Source organism: Robiginitalea rubriflava, assembly GCF_052540725.1.
On sequence record NZ_CP199309.1, the window covers coordinates 1,174,151 to 1,190,773 of the forward strand.

The window sequence follows — 16,623 nt, forward strand, 5'->3', positions numbered from 1 at the left end:
CGGGACCGAAGGGATAGTTTGGAGAACAATATTGTCGGTTTTACCCGTAAAGATAGCAATAATCACACCAAAGTATTCTGAGGTTTACCCGCCTCAGGTAACGATCTGCGGGAAGATTACTATTGCTGACGAATCCGCTTGTATAAGCGTATTCCGAGCATCAGTATAAGTGCAAGTAAAATCAGGCCCAGCAGGCCGTACACCCATTGAAACTGGTGTTTGAGAACCGCCAGGAATACTACGGCAAAAAGGACCAGGGTAGCCCCCTCATTCCAAATCCGCATAAAGCTGGAAGTATAACTGAAGGTTTCCTTCTGGAATTGCCGGTACATCTGATGGGTTTTCAGGTGGTAGGCAAACAGCAGCAGGATAAACCCAAGTTTAATCTGCATCCAGGTCTGACTGAGCCAATCCGGCATAATCCATAAGAGCATCAGGGCGCTTATGGTGCAAAGTATGGCTGAAGGCCAGGTAATGATTTGCCACAAGCGCTTCTCCATAATTCGGAATTGTGATGTGAGCAAGCCGGCTTGTGCTTCAGGTTTTTCGGCTGCCTCAATATGATAGATAAACAGGCGGGGCATATAAAAAAGACCGGCAAACCATGTTACGACAAAGATGAGGTGAAGAGACTTTATATAATTGTAATACTCTGCCATAAGTTCTATTAAACATTGTAAAATTACAGCTTACTGTTGAGCCCTGAAAATACCATTTAAGGTTTCACCCGGCCGGATTTAGCCGAACCTAAATGAAATACCGCAAAAACCAGGATTGCCGGCAAGACCCAGCTCAATTGATATTGCATCAGCGGAATGCTGCCCCCTAAAGACTCCTTTAGAGAATCGAAGCCTATAGTCGCCATAAAATCGGGCACGCTAAAGAGCAGGGTAGTAAAAACTACTGCTCTGAAAACAGGGGCAGGAGTCCAGGAATTCGGTAGAACATTTAAGAGAATCAATACGATTGTAAGCGGATAGATAAACATCAGGGCTGGTAATGCTACCAAAATGATGTAGTCCACAGGCAGCTGACCCATAATCACCCCCAATAAAGACGCCATAAGGGCCGTAAGTTTATAAGCCAGCCCGGAATTCCCAAAACGGGAACTGGCAAAATCGGCAGTTCCTGTTACAATCCCAACCGCAGTGGTAAAGCAGGCCAAACTTATTAAGATACTCAGGAAAAGGTTTCCATTACGACCAAGGGCCAGATCGCTGAGCATTCTGAGGATTTCCGTTCGGGATTCTGTCCCGTCCAAATCTGCATGAATCAGGGCCCCAGACAGGACCAGGCCAGTGTAGAGAATAAGCAAGCCTGCCCCAGCCAGCCAGCCAGCACCTGAAATCTGCCGGAAACGCTGCCTGGCATCCAGCTCAGGTGCTTCAAGGTTCAGGGATATCAGGATTACCCCTCCAACCACCACTGCCCCAATGGCATCGAAGGTCTGATACCCTTCCAGGATCCCTTCCGAGAAGGGGGCCTCAAGCACCCCGGGTTCCAGGCCTTCCCCAAAATCAAAGACAATATTTCCGATCAGGGCCAGTAACACCAGCAGTATTATGGGCGTAAGCCATTTCCCGATCAGCGAGCTGATCCGGGAACGATTCAACACAAAAACAAACACCAGACCGAAATAGAGCAGGCTGGTCCACAGCGGACTGCTCCCCAGATAGGGCCCTATGGCCATCTCATGTGTAACTGAGGCCGTCCTGGGAGCTGGCAGCGCAATGGAAATGCCATAAACCAAAAAACAGTAAGCCAGGCTAAAGCGGCTGGAAACCTTTTTGGCAAAATCAAACATCCCGCCCTGTAATCTGGCATGTGCCAGGATCCCGAGCATGGGAATTAAAACTGCCGATAAACAAAACCCCAGAACCACCAGCCACCAGGAGTTTCCTGCCCGGTAACCGAGCTGCGGCGGGAGGATCAGGTTTCCGGCACCAAAAAAAAGTGAGAACAGGGCCAGGGCCAGAATAAACTGAGATTTTTTCCCCATTTGGAATTTACAAATCTGTTTTTTATGTTAGTCCGAAAAGGTCAAAAGATACTCAACCCGGGAAAAAAAGAAGTTGTTTATCGAAAATATTTAAAAAAACATCTGAATTGCTCAATAAATGCGTAAGTCCTTTCGTTGAGTTCTTTATAAAAGCGTACAACAACAATTAATATAACCCCATGGTATTCCGGTATCCTCAAAGCCGGAATCCCCATGAACCCTAAAACCTACTGTTATGAAGAAACTGTTTTGCTCCATCTTCGGCCACCACTACTCGGTCTCGAGAAAGGTTACTTCACACATCAAAGAATACTCCTGTGTTCACTGCGGGAAACAAGTTACCACGGATGTTAGCGGAAACCTCTCCATTCTTACCCCTGAGTTGAAAGAGATCAACGAAACCCTGGAACATATTTATCAGAAAAGGCATCCGGAGGCGCATCATCAGGTAGCCTGATCACTGCTGTCCGAAAGCATTCCATCCCTGAGCAGTTAAAGGGATGCTAGAGCCATTCCTGGAAATGAGGTGTGCCCCTGAAGCCTGGTCCGTTATATGCCCCACTACGGTCAGGTTTGGATTACCCTTAATTTTCGGGAATTCTTTTTGGTCTATAGTAAAGAGTAATTCATAATCTTCCCCCCCGCTTAAAGCCACCAGGCTGCTATCCAGTTTAAATTCCTCACAGGCAGAAATGACCGTGGGATCCAGTGGGATTTTCTCTTCGTATACATTGCAGCCAACATTACCAGATTTACAGAGGTGCAGAATTTCAGACGATAAGCCATCGCTGATATCGATCATGGAAGTGGGGTGTACATCAAGCGCAGCGAGCAATTCAAATATATCTTTGCGAGCTTCCGGCTTCAATTGCCGCTCCACCAAATAACTATAGGGTTCCAGATCTGGCTGATGCTGCGGATTCACTTTAAAAACTTCCTGTTCGCGTTTGAGTACCTGCAGGCCCATATAGGCCCCTCCCAGATCCCCGCTGAGTACCAGCAGGTCGTTTTCCTTTGCGCCCTTGCGGTAAACAACATTTTCTTTTTCCCCCTGTCCGATGGCCGTTACGCTGATAATGAGGCCTTTATTGGAAGAGGTGGTGTCTCCTCCAACCACGTCCACCCCGTAGATCTGGCTGGCCAGGGTAATTCCTTCGTACAGTTCTTCCAGCGCCTCCAGGGGAAACCGGTTAGATACCGCCAGGGATATGGTAAGCTGGGTAGGCTGCATATTCATTGCGTAGATATCGCTTAAGTTTACCACAACAGCCTTATAGCCTAGATGTTTTAAAGGGGTATACCCCAGGTCAAAATGAACCCCTTCCACCAACATATCTGTACTGACACCTACCTGCCCTTTTTTAAATTGAAGTATGGCTGCATCATCCCCAATACCTTTTATGGTCCCTTGCTGCAGGGGCTTCAGGTTTCGGGTAAGGTGATCGATCAGGCCAAACTCTCCCAGCTGCTCGAGCGTGGTACGTTCAGAATCTTTGTTTTCAAACATACCGCAAAAGTAAGAAGGATCGTTATTATAGTATATCTTTAAATCAAAAATCAGCAGATGAGAAGAAAGAAGCCCTTAATGGGGAAGGTACTCGCCTCCCTGGCGATCACATTCCTGCTTTCCTGCTCCGGTGGGGACGACTCTTTTGAGCCGGATAATAACATCCCGGACCCCCCTGTGGATGTGGTTGGAAACCTCACCCCCTGTGAAAATGGCATGGCTGGAGACTACCCTTGTGACGGATACGACCTGGTATCCCACATTGGCCTAAGTAGCCTTAATGCCCAGTCGGGAAATGATATCTGGGGCTGGACCGATCCGGCCGACGGCACGGAATACGCTCTCGTAGGGCTGGATAATGGCACGGCCTTTATCTCGCTGGCAGACCCGGAAACCCCAGCATATTTGGGAAAATTACCTTCCAATGGTGGAAGCATTCTATGGCGAGACATCAAAGTGTATCAGAATCATGCCTATATTGTATCCGAGGCCAGTGGCCACGGGATGCAGGTTTTTGACCTTACCCAGCTACGCGGCCTCAGCGGCTCGCCTCAAACCTTTGCGGCCACCAATACCTATACGGCCTTTGGCAATGCCCACAATATCGTCATCAATGAAGAAACGGGTCTGGCCGTAGCGGTTGGTACCAGCACCTTTTCAGGTGGCCCGCATTTTATCGACCTCAGCGACCCTGCCAACCCGCAGGCCGCCGGGGGTTTTTCCGCCAATGGTTATACCCACGATGCCCAGGTGGTCACCTATAACGGGCCGGATCCGGATTATGCAGGGCGTGAGATCCTGATCGGCGCCAATGAGACACAGGTGGTCCTTGTGGATATTACTGACCGTGCCCTGCCTGTCGTCATTGCTTCCCTGTCTTATCCGAACCTAGGATATACACACCAGGGCTGGTTTACGGAAGACCAGCGCTATTTTTTGTTGGGGGATGAGCTCGATGAAATCTCCCTGGGATTTAATTCCAGGACCCTGGTTTTTGATTTTTCAGACCTGGATAATCCCCAGCTTTCCTTTAGTTACTCAGGGCCCACAACTGCGATAGATCACAACGGCTATGTGCGTGGCAACCGTTTTTACCTGGCGAATTATACGGCCGGGCTTCGCGTAATTGATATCAGCGGTATTGGCGGACAAAGTATCTCAGAAGAAGGTTTTTTTGACACCTACCCGGCAAATAACGGACCCAGTTTTAACGGGGTTTGGAGCGTATATCCATACTTCAGCAGTGGGAACATCCTGATCAATGATATCAACAGTGGCTTCTTTGTGGTTCGTGCTGCTTCAGGTATTCCTTAACATGTAGAATTAAGAGCTATGTCTGCATTTTTCAGCAAATTCATACAACATAAAGCCGGTTTACGAATCCTCCTTGCTTGCTGTTTTATTATCCATTCCGCTTGTAGTGATGACGATGCCGGATTTCTGCCGGATATTCCGGAGGGTACCGTTGTCTGGGCCAAAACCCTTGGCGGAAGTTCAGACGAATCTGCCCGCTCTCTCATCAATACCTCAGATGGGGGTTTTGCTGTATTTGGATTTACCTCCAGTACAGATGGGGACATTGAAGGGAAGACAAGCGTTGAGAATGACTACTGGTTGCTGAAATTTGACGCTTCAGGTGAATTGCAATGGAATAAGACCTATGGGGGCAGTGCAGATGACAGGGGGCAGGCCGTTATACAGACCAGCGATGGGGGGTTTGCGATAACCGGTTACGCCATGAGTGACGACGGCGATGCCTCATTAAACCGTGGGTTTCACGATAACTGGGTACTGAAACTGGACGCACAGGGCAACATCCTGTGGCAAAGGAGTTTTGGGTTCTCCGGCCATGATCACTCCTATGACATTGTCGAAACGGATGAGGGCGCATTGTTATTTATCGGTTTCCTGGATCTGACAGCAGCCCGGGCAGACGGCTTTGAGGCCAAAGGGGTAAACCTGAGCAGGCACGGGGTTGGGGAATTCTGGTGTAGCAAAATCAGTGCCTCAGGGGAGCTGCTCTGGCAATCGTATTTCGGGGGGACGAATAACGACAGGGCCCATGCCGTGACCGCCAGCCCGGATGGCGGGTTTGTACTGGCCGGCTTTACCGAGAGTACAGATTTTGATATAAGTGCCTCCAGGGGGAGCTATGATTTCTGGGTTATTAAACTGAATGCCGATGGCTCTTTGGTATGGGAGAAATCCCTGGGAGGGTCCGGGATTGAGATAGCCTCAGATATTACAGCCAACCCCGGTGGAGGATACGTGGTAACCGGGCATAGTTTTAGCTCAGACGGGGATGTGTCCCGGAATTCAGGGGAAGCAGACATATGGGTGGTTAAGCTTTCCGAAACAGGGGAGCTCCTCTGGGAAAACAGTTTTGGAGGAACCGCCTTTGATGCGGCGGAGAGTATCAGCCCTGCCCGTGATGGCGGGTTCCTGATCAGCGGGACCAGCAGAAGTGCGGCTGCAGACCTGCAAAACGCAGGCGAGAATGACCTCATCGCCCTGAAAATTGACGCTTCCGGGAATTTACTCTGGCAATATACCTTTGGCGGAAGCGGAGTAGATCTGGGCTTTGACCTGATAGAATCATCGGATGGTGGACTGCTTCTGACTGGAGAATTAGGCCCTCCGGGTAATCCCGAATTAAATGCCCTCGGAATGACGGATCTTATCCTGATGAAAATCCGATAGAGATATCTCCTGAACCCATAGAGAAATATAATACTCCCATACGTTATAATAATGTTAGGAATAGTGTTAAAATGCACTGTACTTCCTATATTTGTAAACTATTTAGAATAAATCCAATTAAAGATGATCAAAGTATCGGAAACGGCTAAACAGAGGGTCATCATGCTGATGCAGGAAGAGGGCTACGACGCCAGTACGGACTACGTTCGCGTTGGGGTCAAAAGCGGGGGATGCAGTGGCCTTTCTTACGAACTGCGCTTTGACAAGCAGCTTGACGAATCGGACAAAGTATTTGAAGACAATTCCGTAAGGATAATTGTAGACAAAAAAAGTTTTCTGTACCTGATAGGCACTACCCTGGAATATTCAGGAGGGCTGAACGGGAAGGGCTTTGTTTTTAATAATCCAAATGCGCAGCGCACCTGTGGCTGCGGTGAGAGTTTCTCACTTTAAACAGGCTCTGAGAGATGGCCTCTCAGAAAGCCTAACAGCAGGTAAAGGAAAAAAGAAAAGTAAGGATGGCATATACAGAAGAAGAATTAAAAAAAGAACTCGAAACCAAAGAGTACGAGTACGGCTTCTATACAGACATTGAATCGGACACCTTTCCAAAGGGTTTGAACGAGGAGATCGTTATTGCAATTTCCAAGAAAAAAGAGGAACCGGACTGGATGACTAAGTGGCGGCTGGAATCCTTTCGCTACTGGAAGGAAATGACAGAGCCCGAATGGGCCAACATCCATTACACAAAACCGGATTTTCAAAATATTTCTTATTACTCCGCTCCCAACAAAAAGCCAAAATACAATAGCCTGGACGAAGTTGATCCGGAATTGCTGGATACCTTTAAAAGGCTGGGTATTTCGATTGATGAGCAGAAAAAACTGGCCGGAGTGGCTGTAGACATCGTAATGGACTCTGTTTCCGTTGCCACGACCTTCAAGAAAACACTTGCCGAAAAGGGTATTATCTTTTGTTCGATCTCGGAGGCCATAAAAGAGCATCCGGAACTTGTTAAAAAATATATCGGCTCAGTAGTTCCCCAAAGGGATAATTACTATGCAGCCCTTAATTCAGCAGTATTTTCAGACGGATCTTTCTGTTACATTCCGAAAGGCGTCCGTTGCCCCATGGAGCTATCTACTTACTTCCGAATCAATCAGGCCGGAACAGGACAGTTCGAGCGTACACTGGTAATTGCGGATGAAGGAAGTTATGTGAGCTATCTGGAGGGCTGTACTGCTCCTTCCCGGGATGAAAACCAGTTGCACGCCGCAGTGGTAGAACTGATAGCCCTCGATAATGCCGAAATCAAATATTCCACCGTACAGAACTGGTATCCCGGAGACAACCAGGGGAAAGGAGGGGTTTACAATTTTGTAACCAAGAGAGGGATATGCGAGCGCAACGCCAAAATTTCCTGGACCCAGGTGGAAACCGGTTCCGCCATTACCTGGAAATATCCATCCTGTATCCTGAAGGGTGACAATTCTATCGGGGAATTTTATTCCATAGCGGTCACCAACAATTTTCAACAGGCAGATACGGGTACCAAGATGATACATTTGGGGAAAAATACCCGTAGCACCATTATTTCCAAAGGGATTTCGGCCGGAAAATCTCAGAATTCCTACAGGGGGCTGGTTCAGATTGGCAGCAGGGCAGAAAATGCCCGGAACTTTTCGCAATGTGATTCCCTGCTGATGGGGAATGAATGCGGAGCACATACCTTCCCCTATATAGAGGCCAAAAACAAATCTGCACAGGTAGAGCACGAAGCCACTACCAGTAAGATAGGCGAAGACCAGATCTTTTACTGTAACCAGCGTGGTATTGATACCGAAAAAGCCATCGCGCTTATCGTAAATGGGTTCAGCAAGGAAGTGCTGAACAAGCTGCCCATGGAATTTGCAGTGGAAGCCCAGAAATTGCTTGAGATTAGTTTAGAAGGTTCTGTTGGATAAGCCAAATAATTTAAAAAAAGTCCAAGTCTCCAGATTATAAAAATAAAGAATATGCTAAAGATCAAAAACCTGCACGCAGGAGTTGAAGACAAGAAAATCCTCAGGGGGATCAACCTGGAAGTGAATCCAGGCGAAGTACATGCCATAATGGGCCCGAACGGCTCTGGTAAAAGTACCCTGGCCTCGGTTATTGCCGGGAAAGAAGAGTTTGAAGTTACCAAAGGCAAAATACTGCTCGAAGGAGAGGACCTGGAAGAGGTGGCCCCTGAAGAAAGGGCACATAAGGGGATTTTCCTCTCATTCCAGTACCCTGTGGAAATTCCCGGGGTTACGGTAACCAACTTTATGAAGACAGCCATAAACGAGACGCGCAAGGCCCAGGGGCTTCCCGAGATGCCCGCCAACCAGATGCTGAAACGAATCAGGGAAAAGGCAGAAATGTTGGAGATTGATCGAAAATTCCTTTCGCGTTCCCTTAACGAAGGCTTTTCCGGAGGAGAGAAAAAGCGAAATGAAATTTTCCAAATGGCCATGCTGGAACCCAAACTGGCCATCCTGGACGAAACGGATTCCGGACTGGATATCGATGCGCTGCGCATTGTGGCCAATGGGGTCAACAAGCTGAAGAGCAAAGACAACGCCGTTATCGTTATTACACACTACCAGCGATTACTGGAATATATCGTACCCGATTTTGTTCACGTACTGCACAACGGGAAAATTGTCAAGTCCGGCAGCAAGGATCTTGCAGTTGAACTGGAAGAAAAAGGCTATGACTGGATTAAGCAGGAAGCGGTCCTGTAAACCTGTAGTAACAGAAGAAGCATAAGAACAAGAAAATGGATTTAAAAGAAAAATTACTGGCTTCTTTTATGGCTTTCGAAAATGAGGTGGACATAGACAATCCTGTCCATGATATTCGCTCAGAAGCCATTAAGAATTTTGAAGTAAAAGGCTTTCCACATAAAAAAATGGAAGCCTGGAAGTATACTTCCCTTGCGCCTATTCAAAAAGTAGACTTCAGTATTTTCCCCAAAGAGGAAAACACTATTGAATACAAGGACGTAAAGAAATATTTCCTTCACGAGATAGATACCTACAAAATTGTTTTCGTAGATGGTATCTACAGCTCCTATTTATCAGAAACAACGCATGACGGGGTGGATATTTGCCTGATGAGTTCCGCCATCTCCAAACCGATGTACAAGCCTATTATAGATGTATATTTCAATAAGGCCGCCAGAGGCGAAGACTCGCTAACCTCCTTAAATACTGCATTTACACGGGAGGGTGCCTATATCTACATCCCTAAGAACAAGGCCCCGAGGAAACCTGTGGAAATCCTGCATTTTTCAACCGGGAATGAGGCTTCCCTTTTACTACAGCCCAGAAACCTCATTATTGTTGAGGAAAACGCAGAACTACAGGTTTTGGAGAGGCACCAGAGCTTAACTTCCAATGAAGTGCTTACCAATTCGGTGACGGAAATTTTTGCCGCCAAGAATGCCATCGTGGACTATTACAAGGTCCAGAATGACCGCAAGACCGCAACCCTGATCGACAACACTTACATTGACCAGAAAAACGGTAGTAATGTAAGCGTACATACCTTTTCCTTCGGAGGGAAAATGAGTCGTAACAACCTGAACTTCTATCAGGATGGTGAGCGCATTGAATCTACCCTTAAAGGAGTTACCATCCTGGGGGAAAAACAACACGTAGACCATCATACCCTGGTACATCATCAAAAACCCAACTGTGAAAGCCACCAGGATTACAAAGGCATTTTCGGTGAAAAGTCTACAGGTGTATTCAACGGTAAGATCATAGTGGACAAGATAGCGCAGAAAACCAATGCTTTCCAGCAGAACAACAACCTGCTGATCAGCGACAAGGCAACGGTCAATACCAAACCACAGCTGGAGATCTTTGCGGACGATGTGCGGTGTTCCCACGGTTGTACCATAGGCCAGTTGGATGAAGACGCTTTGTTTTACCTGCAATCCAGAGGAATCCCTAAGAAGGAGGCAGCGGCACTGCTTATGTATGCTTTTGCCAATAACGTACTGGAAAGTGTCCGGATCCCGGAAGTAAAGGCCCGCATCAATAAGCTGATTGCCCAGAAACTGGGGGTTCACCTGGGCTTTGACCTTTAACCTGTTTCAGGATTAACTTTCTTCACCTCATTTTCCGATGCCCTGCATTTCGCCTGGCAAAGGTATCTTTGTAACCTATGAAAAAAATTGCCTTGGACATCCAAAAAATTCGAAAGGATTTTCCCATTCTCAACAGGAAGGTCAATGGCTATCCATTGATCTATATGGATAATGCGGCAACCTCCCAAACCCCGCAACAGGTTATCGATGCTATAGTGGATTATTATTCCCGTTACAATGCCAATATCCACCGTGGGGTACATGCCTTGTCCCAGGAAGCTACTGATGCCTATGAACAGGCCCGCATCAAGATCCAAAAGCATTTTAATGCGGCACATTCACATGAAATCCTCTTTACCTCAGGAACCACACACGGGATCAACCTGGTTGCTCAGGGATTTACCTCTTTTATAAAAAAGGGAGATGAAATCTGGGTCTCTGCCATGGAGCACCATTCCAATATTGTACCCTTGCAAATGCTTTGCGAAAGAACGGGGGCCAAATTACGCGTTATCCCCATGAACCAAAATGGGGAGCTCCTGCTGGATATCTTTGAAGAAGGGCTGTCTGACAAGACAAAGCTGGTTTTCTGTAACCATGTTTCCAACGCACTGGGCACCGTTAACCCTATAGAGAAAATTATACAGCTCACCCATAGCGTTGGGGCTGCCATATTGATTGACGGGGCCCAGGCCGCACCGCATATCCGGGCCGATCTGCAAGCGCTGGATGTGGATTTCTATACCGTTTCTGCCCACAAGCTGTGCGGGCCCACCGGAGTTGGTATATTATACGGCAAGGAAAGTTGGCTGAAAAAATTACCTCCCTACCAGGGTGGTGGCGAGATGATCGCTGAAGTAACTTTTGAAAAAACGACCTATGCCGGCCTGCCCCATAAATTTGAAGCAGGTACTCCTAATATTTGTGGGGGCATTGCCTTTGGAGCAGCCCTGGATTATGTTAACGGCATAGGAATGGACACCATCGCGGAATACGAAGAAGCCCTGCTGGAGTACGCCACCAAAAAACTGAAGGAGATCCCTGGATTAAAAATCTATGGGGAAGCCGCACAGAAAACGGCGGTGGTTTCCTTTAACCTCAAAGGCATACACCCCTACGATGTGGGCACCCTCCTGGACCAGATGGGAATAGCGGTGCGTACCGGGCACCACTGTGCTCAGCCCATTATGGATTTCTATGAAATCCCGGGAACGGTCCGTGCCAGTTTTAGCTTTTACAATACCCTGGATGAAGTGGACCGTTTGGTGGAAGGGGTAGAGAAGGCCCGCCAGATGTTGGCTTGATTTGCAGGTTTCTACAGGAACCCCGTAAACATTGGTAGAACCAATACCGCAATTGGCCAAGACTGTTGAATGAGCAGATATCTTATCGTACTTTTGTACAAATTTTTAGATTGATGGAGATAGCAGAGATACAACAGGAGATCATTGATGAATTTTCAATGTTCGATGATTGGATGCAGCGCTACGAGTATATGATCGAATTGGGGAAATCCCTCCCGCAAATTGATGAACAATACAAGCGGGAAGATCACCTTATTAAAGGCTGCCAGAGCAAGGTTTGGGTACACGCAGATATGGAGGACGGCAAACTGCAATTTACAGCCGATAGCGAAGCCATTATTACCAAGGGAATAATCGCTATCTTAATACGGGCTTTTAACAATCAGAGTCCATCGGACATCCTGGCTGCCAATACAGATTTTATTGACGAGATAGGGTTGAAGGAACACCTTTCCCCTACCAGGGCGAACGGCTTGGTGAGCATGATCAAGCAATTAAAATTGTATGCAGTGGCTTATCAGTCTCAATTAGAAAAATAGATACAAAAAATGGAACAGGAAACACATATAGATACACAGGAGTTAGGCGAAAAGATCGTAAGGGTATTAAAGACCATTTACGATCCGGAGATCCCGGTAGACATTTACGAACTCGGGCTTATTTACGATGTTTTTGTCAATGAGGAATCTGAAGTCAAAATCCTGATGACACTGACCTCGCCCAACTGCCCGGTTGCCGAAACGCTCCCGGTGGAAGTGGAGGAAAAGGTTAAATCCCTGGATTTGGTAAAGGATGCGGAGGTCGAAATCACCTTTGACCCCCCCTGGACGCAGGAACTCATGAGTGAGGAAGCCAAATTGGAATTGGGGCTGCTTTAAAGGACAAAAAATGGAAGGGGAAATAGTAAACCGGGTTGCCAATAGCGTACTTAAAACCTTTGACCTTGAGGAGTATTATCCCAAAGGGGTTCGGGTTGGAGTCGATATCAGCCAGTGGCTGGAATCTGGCTTTTTATTAAGGGAAAAGCCCTTCAGGGATTCTTTAAAGGAGCATCAATGGGATGACTATAAGGACACCTATGTGTATTTGTTCTGCTCTACGGATGCCATTGTCCCCGCCTGGGCATACATGCTTATTACCACTTACCTGAATTCTTTTGCCCGTAAAATTGTGGTGGGGGATGCTGTTCAATTAGAGACGGCCATCTTCCAGGAAGAACTGGCAAAAGCGGATCTGGAAGCCTACCGGGACAAACCGGTTATCATCAAAGGGTGCAGCAAATTGCCGGTTCCCCCCTCTGCCTACATCTGGATTTTGCAGAAGTTACAGGATGTTGCTTCCAGACTCCTCTATGGGGAAGCCTGCTCATCTGTCCCTCTGTATAAGCGCTAAGCAATAAACTTACCTCTCAATAAAGGAACATTTTATACATTTGTTCCGTAATCATAACATGGACACATAATGAAAAAAGTTTTTACCATACTGTTGTGCCTGTTGGGCACTTCTGTTTTTTACGGGCAGACGGAGGAAGAATTAAAAGCTTCACTGGCCGAGAAAAAAGATTCCATTAATGCTATTCAGGGAAGGGCCAATGCCATTAAAAAACAAATCGATGCCCTGCCTGGCTGGAAAGTTGGGGCTTTTGGTACCATTGGAGGGAGCATATCCAATTTCAGCAATTGGTATGCCCAGGGAATCCCGAACAACTCCTCAGGGAATATCGGGTTTACCGTAAATGCGTATGCCAACCTGAAAGAGGAAAAATTCTTCTGGAGGAATGCAGCTAATATCAACCTTAGCTGGGTGAAGCTTGACGACGAAGACGACCCTAACGATGATGACGGGTTCCGGGAAACAGTAGATGTATTCAATATCACTTCCCTCTACGGTTACAAATTGACAAAGACCCTTGCCGCATCGGCTCTGGGGGAATACCGAACCACTATCCTGAGCAACTTTAACGACCCGGGTTACCTGGATTTAGGTATTGGAGCCACCTGGACACCAATTGACAACCTGGTGGTGGTGATCCATCCGCTCAACTACAACTTTGTATTCAGCAGTGAAGACAACATTTTCGAATCTTCGGCTGGTGCCAAAATAGTTGCGGATTATACAAGGGAAATTGGGGCCATAAATTTCAAGACCAACCTTTCCATGTTCCAGAGCTATGAAGATTCAAACCTCAGCAACCTTACATGGATCAACTCCTTCAGCTATACGCTGTGGAAAATGATAGGCGTTGGGTTCGATTTCGGATTGAGGAGCAACAAGCAGGAGGCGCTTAACTACGCAATCAATACCCTGGGCGATACCGGGGCCACCTTTGACAACGTGGACAATGACCTCCAAACCTACTGGACCCTTGGTCTGAGCTATAAGTTCTGAGGCAGACCAATATAAACTAAAAAAGCCCCGACTTTTCGGGGCTTTTTCATTGGGGTAGGTTAAATATCTGGTTAGATAATGTGCAAGCTCAGGTTTTGATTTGGGGTTCAACACTATCACTTAAACACATGGTAAACTTAGGCCACAAATCTCAAAGGCCATAAATTTTGTTGCAAACTGCGTCGAAGTTGTTGTGTGTCCGACAAGGGGTGCGGAAATATCGTTGAAATTTTCCCCTGTCAGGATTCGGTACTGTACTCATCCAGATTTTCCGGATATAAGAAATTGTTATACGGGAAGCGGCTGATGTGTATTTTTCGAACTTCCTGATAAACCTTATACCGGAATTCATCCAGGTTGTCTTTTTCGAGGGCCGAGATAAAAACCGAATTCCCGTCCATTCGCTGCATCCAGGTGTCCCGCCATTCCTGAAGGCTGTAGTGGCTTGTAGTTCGTTCCGTGATCAGATCATCCTCCTCCAGTTCTTCGGCTTTGTACAGGTCTATTTTATTAAAGACCATCAGGGTTTTTTTGTCTGCACAGTCAATCTCCCCCAAAATACGGTTTACAGAGTCTATGTGATCTTCAAAGCTGGGATGTGAAATATCCACTATGTGCAGGAGCAAATCTGCTTCCCGCACTTCATCCAGGGTACTCTTAAAACTCTCTACCAACTGTGTCGGCAGTTTCCGTATAAATCCTACTGTATCGCTGAGTAAAAAGGGCAGGTTTCCTAAAACTACTTTGCGGACCGTGGTGTCCAGGGTAGCAAAGAGTTTATTCTCGGCAAAAACCTCGCTTTTACTGATAGCATTCATCAGGGTAGATTTTCCCACGTTGGTATATCCGACCAGGGCCACCCGGACCAATGAACCGCGGTTACCCCTTTGGGTTTCCATCTGCTTATCTATTTTGGCCAGCTTCTTTTTTAACAGCGAGATCCGGTCCCGAACGATCCTGCGGTCCGTCTCAATTTCCGTTTCCCCGGGCCCGCGCATCCCAATACCTCCCCTTTGACGCTCCAGGTGCGTCCAGAGTCCGGTTAAGCGGGGCAGCAGATATTCGTATTGGGCCAGTTCCACCTGGGTCCGCGCATAACTGGTAGCAGCACGCTGCGCAAAAATATCCAGGATCAGACCGGTACGGTCCAGGATTTTGCAGCGCAGCTGTTTTTCTATGTTTCGTTGCTGCACCGGGCTGAGCTCATCGTCAAAAATAACCGCACCAATATCGTGTTCCTTTACAAAATGCTCCACTGTTTGCAGCTTCCCGCTACCGATAAAGGTTTTGGGGTTGGGAACGTCAATACGCTGTACAAAGCGCTTGATCACCTCTCCCCCGGCTGTATAGGTAAGGAACTCCAGTTCGTCCAGGTATTCCTTTACCTTTTCCTCAGGTTGTTCCCTGTTGATGATCCCGATTAATACGGCCCTCTCAAATGTTATGGTTTTCTTTTCCAGCATAGCTCACTTCTCTTTTGCAAAGCTACGGAATTGGATGGAAGTCTTAAGAATTTGTGGATGGCCCTTTTATTAAGAAAAATACAAATAACGATCGGTACGTTTTTAAACAATATACCGTTTGTTTTTATTTTTTATCATTCCTGATATGTCCAGAGAACGCTTATGCAAGGTAGAGCCAGCACAGGGAGATGAAATATTTGTAGTAATCGAAATTCAAGAAGTGTGGTTATCAAAGATTGACAACTTTTTCGCATATCAACTTAATAAAAGCAAACGGCCTTCTATAATACATGCCTTATACAATCATAAAGCAGGGAGAAACAATAGAATCAATCGAATTGAAGCCTAAGATTTTTTGGATTTAAGCCGGAGCATAGACTCTACAAGTTACTAATACAGACTATTAATTCTGTAGTAGTTCTTTTGCCATAGCTATAAATTTGAAATTTTCTTTTCCGATTTGAAAATTGTGTGTTCCTATCGGCTTGAAGCCATTTCTTTCATAAAAATTAATAGCCCTGAGGTTACCGTCATAAACGGATAGCCATATATTTCGAAACCCCCTGTTTTTTCCCTCTTGTAATAACAAATTCTGTAACTTAAACCCGATTTTCATAGACAGGTAGTCCTTTAAAACATAGATTTTTTGAAGTTGACAAACTTCTTCCTGTTCAAGAAATTCTGAGCGGGAGTTTAGTTTCAGTTTTGCATAACCAACCGGAAGATCCTTATATAATGCAATCCAATAGATGTTATTCTCCTTCTGAAGACTACTCTTAATCTTGTTTACCGAAAATGTTATCTCGAGATATGCCAGCAGGTCATCCTTATCGCGAAATAAATACTTAAAGGACTCGCTAAAAGTGATTCTTCCTAATAAGGCAATAAACCTGGCATCAGTTGTTTTTGCTTTTCGAATCTTCAGCATGTTTATAGGTTTTTAAATTTTTTATTCTGTACAGATGGAGCATAACTGCAATAGCACAACCGATCACAATAGGCATTGCGGATATTAGTAGGCCATAGAAAATGTAGACGATGTTTGCTATTAGTGAAAAGAGTCGCAAACTGTATTCACCTTTAGTGTACATGGAATACAGGTTTAAAGCCAAACCTATGTAACCTAACAGATCATATGCATT

At 46.3% G+C, this 16,623-nt stretch carries 17 protein-coding genes; 12 read left to right on the plus strand and 5 right to left on the minus strand.

Annotated features, from left to right (window positions below; translation table 11 throughout):
- Positions 1-119 precede the first annotated feature (119 nt).
- Both ACT6NU_RS05410 and brnQ read right to left on the minus strand, forming a co-directional pair.
- On the minus strand, positions 120-659 hold the full coding sequence (locus ACT6NU_RS05410) for a CopD family protein (protein WP_445383444.1): 540 nt from the start codon (positions 657-659) through the stop codon (positions 120-122).
- 56 nt (positions 660-715) lie between these two features.
- Positions 716-1,999, minus strand: coding sequence for a branched-chain amino acid transport system II carrier protein (gene brnQ, locus ACT6NU_RS05415; protein ID WP_445383445.1), 1,284 nt, complete (start codon positions 1,997-1,999; stop codon positions 716-718).
- Between the two features lie 235 nt (positions 2,000-2,234).
- Here brnQ and ACT6NU_RS05420 point away from each other — a divergent pair, with 235 nt between their 5' ends.
- Entirely contained in the window at positions 2,235-2,456 is a 222-nt protein-coding gene (locus tag ACT6NU_RS05420; protein WP_445383446.1) for a hypothetical protein, read from the plus strand.
- Here the strand turns inward: ACT6NU_RS05420 and thiL are convergent, their stop codons facing one another.
- Entirely contained in the window at positions 2,457-3,506 is a 1,050-nt protein-coding gene (gene thiL / locus ACT6NU_RS05425) for a thiamine-phosphate kinase (RefSeq protein ID WP_445383447.1), read from the minus strand.
- A gap of 57 nt (positions 3,507-3,563) precedes the next feature.
- On the opposite strand from thiL, the gene ACT6NU_RS05430 reads away from it, so the two are divergent.
- From ACT6NU_RS05430 to ACT6NU_RS05480, 11 genes are all read left to right on the plus strand, one after another.
- Positions 3,564-4,820, plus strand: coding sequence for a choice-of-anchor B family protein (locus tag ACT6NU_RS05430; protein ID WP_445383448.1), 1,257 nt, complete (start codon positions 3,564-3,566; stop codon positions 4,818-4,820).
- An 18-nt stretch (positions 4,821-4,838) separates the two neighbouring features.
- Entirely contained in the window at positions 4,839-6,206 is a 1,368-nt protein-coding gene (locus tag ACT6NU_RS05435) for a hypothetical protein (protein ID WP_445383449.1), read from the plus strand.
- 123 nt (positions 6,207-6,329) lie between these two features.
- Entirely contained in the window at positions 6,330-6,659 is a 330-nt protein-coding gene (locus tag ACT6NU_RS05440) for a HesB/IscA family protein (protein WP_445383450.1), read from the plus strand.
- Between the two features lie 65 nt (positions 6,660-6,724).
- Complete coding sequence (gene sufB / locus ACT6NU_RS05445; protein ID WP_445383451.1) at positions 6,725-8,170, plus strand: Fe-S cluster assembly protein SufB; 1,446 nt, start codon at positions 6,725-6,727, stop codon at positions 8,168-8,170.
- A 51-nt stretch (positions 8,171-8,221) separates the two neighbouring features.
- Complete coding sequence (gene sufC, locus ACT6NU_RS05450) at positions 8,222-8,974, plus strand: Fe-S cluster assembly ATPase SufC (RefSeq protein ID WP_445383452.1); 753 nt, start codon at positions 8,222-8,224, stop codon at positions 8,972-8,974.
- Between the two features lie 35 nt (positions 8,975-9,009).
- A complete protein-coding gene (gene sufD, locus ACT6NU_RS05455) occupies positions 9,010-10,326 on the plus strand; it encodes a Fe-S cluster assembly protein SufD (protein WP_445383453.1) in 1,317 nt (438 codons plus the stop codon).
- A 77-nt stretch (positions 10,327-10,403) separates the two neighbouring features.
- Complete coding sequence (locus ACT6NU_RS05460; protein ID WP_445383454.1) at positions 10,404-11,630, plus strand: aminotransferase class V-fold PLP-dependent enzyme; 1,227 nt, start codon at positions 10,404-10,406, stop codon at positions 11,628-11,630.
- A gap of 113 nt (positions 11,631-11,743) precedes the next feature.
- A complete protein-coding gene (locus ACT6NU_RS05465; protein WP_445383455.1) occupies positions 11,744-12,169 on the plus strand; it encodes a SufE family protein in 426 nt (141 codons plus the stop codon).
- Between the two features lie 9 nt (positions 12,170-12,178).
- Positions 12,179-12,508, plus strand: coding sequence for a DUF59 domain-containing protein (locus ACT6NU_RS05470; protein WP_445383456.1), 330 nt, complete (start codon positions 12,179-12,181; stop codon positions 12,506-12,508).
- A 10-nt stretch (positions 12,509-12,518) separates the two neighbouring features.
- A complete protein-coding gene (locus ACT6NU_RS05475; RefSeq protein WP_445383457.1) occupies positions 12,519-13,022 on the plus strand; it encodes a DUF2480 family protein in 504 nt (167 codons plus the stop codon).
- 69 nt (positions 13,023-13,091) lie between these two features.
- The gene (locus tag ACT6NU_RS05480; protein ID WP_445383458.1) at positions 13,092-14,018 is read left to right on the plus strand and encodes a DUF3078 domain-containing protein; all 927 of its coding nucleotides are present in this window, start codon (positions 13,092-13,094) and stop codon (positions 14,016-14,018) included.
- 239 nt (positions 14,019-14,257) lie between these two features.
- Here the strand turns inward: ACT6NU_RS05480 and hflX are convergent, their stop codons facing one another.
- Together hflX and ACT6NU_RS05490 are read right to left on the minus strand one after the other, a co-directional pair.
- Positions 14,258-15,481 (minus strand): GTPase HflX, encoded by a 1,224-nt coding sequence (hflX, locus tag ACT6NU_RS05485; protein WP_445383459.1) that lies wholly within the window; start codon positions 15,479-15,481, stop codon positions 14,258-14,260.
- 403 nt (positions 15,482-15,884) lie between these two features.
- Positions 15,885-16,409: a GNAT family N-acetyltransferase gene (locus ACT6NU_RS05490; protein ID WP_445383460.1), complete on the minus strand. Its 525-nt coding sequence runs from the start codon at positions 16,407-16,409 to the stop codon at positions 15,885-15,887.
- Between the last annotated feature and the right edge of the window lie 214 nt (positions 16,410-16,623).

Bases quoted from the DNA above. Each gene is read 5' to 3' on its own strand.
- ACT6NU_RS05410 (WP_445383444.1), bottom strand. From the start codon at position 659: ATGGCAGAGTATTACAATTATATAAAGTCTCTTCACCTCATCTTTGTC.
- brnQ (WP_445383445.1), bottom strand. From the start codon at position 1,999: ATGGGGAAAAAATCTCAGTTTATTCTGGCCCTGGCCCTGTTCTCACTT.
- ACT6NU_RS05420 (WP_445383446.1), top strand. From the start codon at position 2,235: ATGAAGAAACTGTTTTGCTCCATCTTCGGCCACCACTACTCGGTCTCG.
- thiL (WP_445383447.1), bottom strand. From the start codon at position 3,506: ATGTTTGAAAACAAAGATTCTGAACGTACCACGCTCGAGCAGCTGGGA.
- ACT6NU_RS05430 (WP_445383448.1), top strand. From the start codon at position 3,564: ATGAGAAGAAAGAAGCCCTTAATGGGGAAGGTACTCGCCTCCCTGGCG.
- ACT6NU_RS05435 (WP_445383449.1), top strand. From the start codon at position 4,839: ATGTCTGCATTTTTCAGCAAATTCATACAACATAAAGCCGGTTTACGA.
- ACT6NU_RS05440 (WP_445383450.1), top strand. From the start codon at position 6,330: ATGATCAAAGTATCGGAAACGGCTAAACAGAGGGTCATCATGCTGATG.
- sufB (WP_445383451.1), top strand. From the start codon at position 6,725: ATGGCATATACAGAAGAAGAATTAAAAAAAGAACTCGAAACCAAAGAG.
- sufC (WP_445383452.1), top strand. From the start codon at position 8,222: ATGCTAAAGATCAAAAACCTGCACGCAGGAGTTGAAGACAAGAAAATC.
- sufD (WP_445383453.1), top strand. From the start codon at position 9,010: ATGGATTTAAAAGAAAAATTACTGGCTTCTTTTATGGCTTTCGAAAAT.
- ACT6NU_RS05460 (WP_445383454.1), top strand. From the start codon at position 10,404: ATGAAAAAAATTGCCTTGGACATCCAAAAAATTCGAAAGGATTTTCCC.
- ACT6NU_RS05465 (WP_445383455.1), top strand. From the start codon at position 11,744: ATGGAGATAGCAGAGATACAACAGGAGATCATTGATGAATTTTCAATG.
- ACT6NU_RS05470 (WP_445383456.1), top strand. From the start codon at position 12,179: ATGGAACAGGAAACACATATAGATACACAGGAGTTAGGCGAAAAGATC.
- ACT6NU_RS05475 (WP_445383457.1), top strand. From the start codon at position 12,519: ATGGAAGGGGAAATAGTAAACCGGGTTGCCAATAGCGTACTTAAAACC.
- ACT6NU_RS05480 (WP_445383458.1), top strand. From the start codon at position 13,092: ATGAAAAAAGTTTTTACCATACTGTTGTGCCTGTTGGGCACTTCTGTT.
- hflX (WP_445383459.1), bottom strand. From the start codon at position 15,481: ATGCTGGAAAAGAAAACCATAACATTTGAGAGGGCCGTATTAATCGGG.
- ACT6NU_RS05490 (WP_445383460.1), bottom strand. From the start codon at position 16,409: ATGCTGAAGATTCGAAAAGCAAAAACAACTGATGCCAGGTTTATTGCC.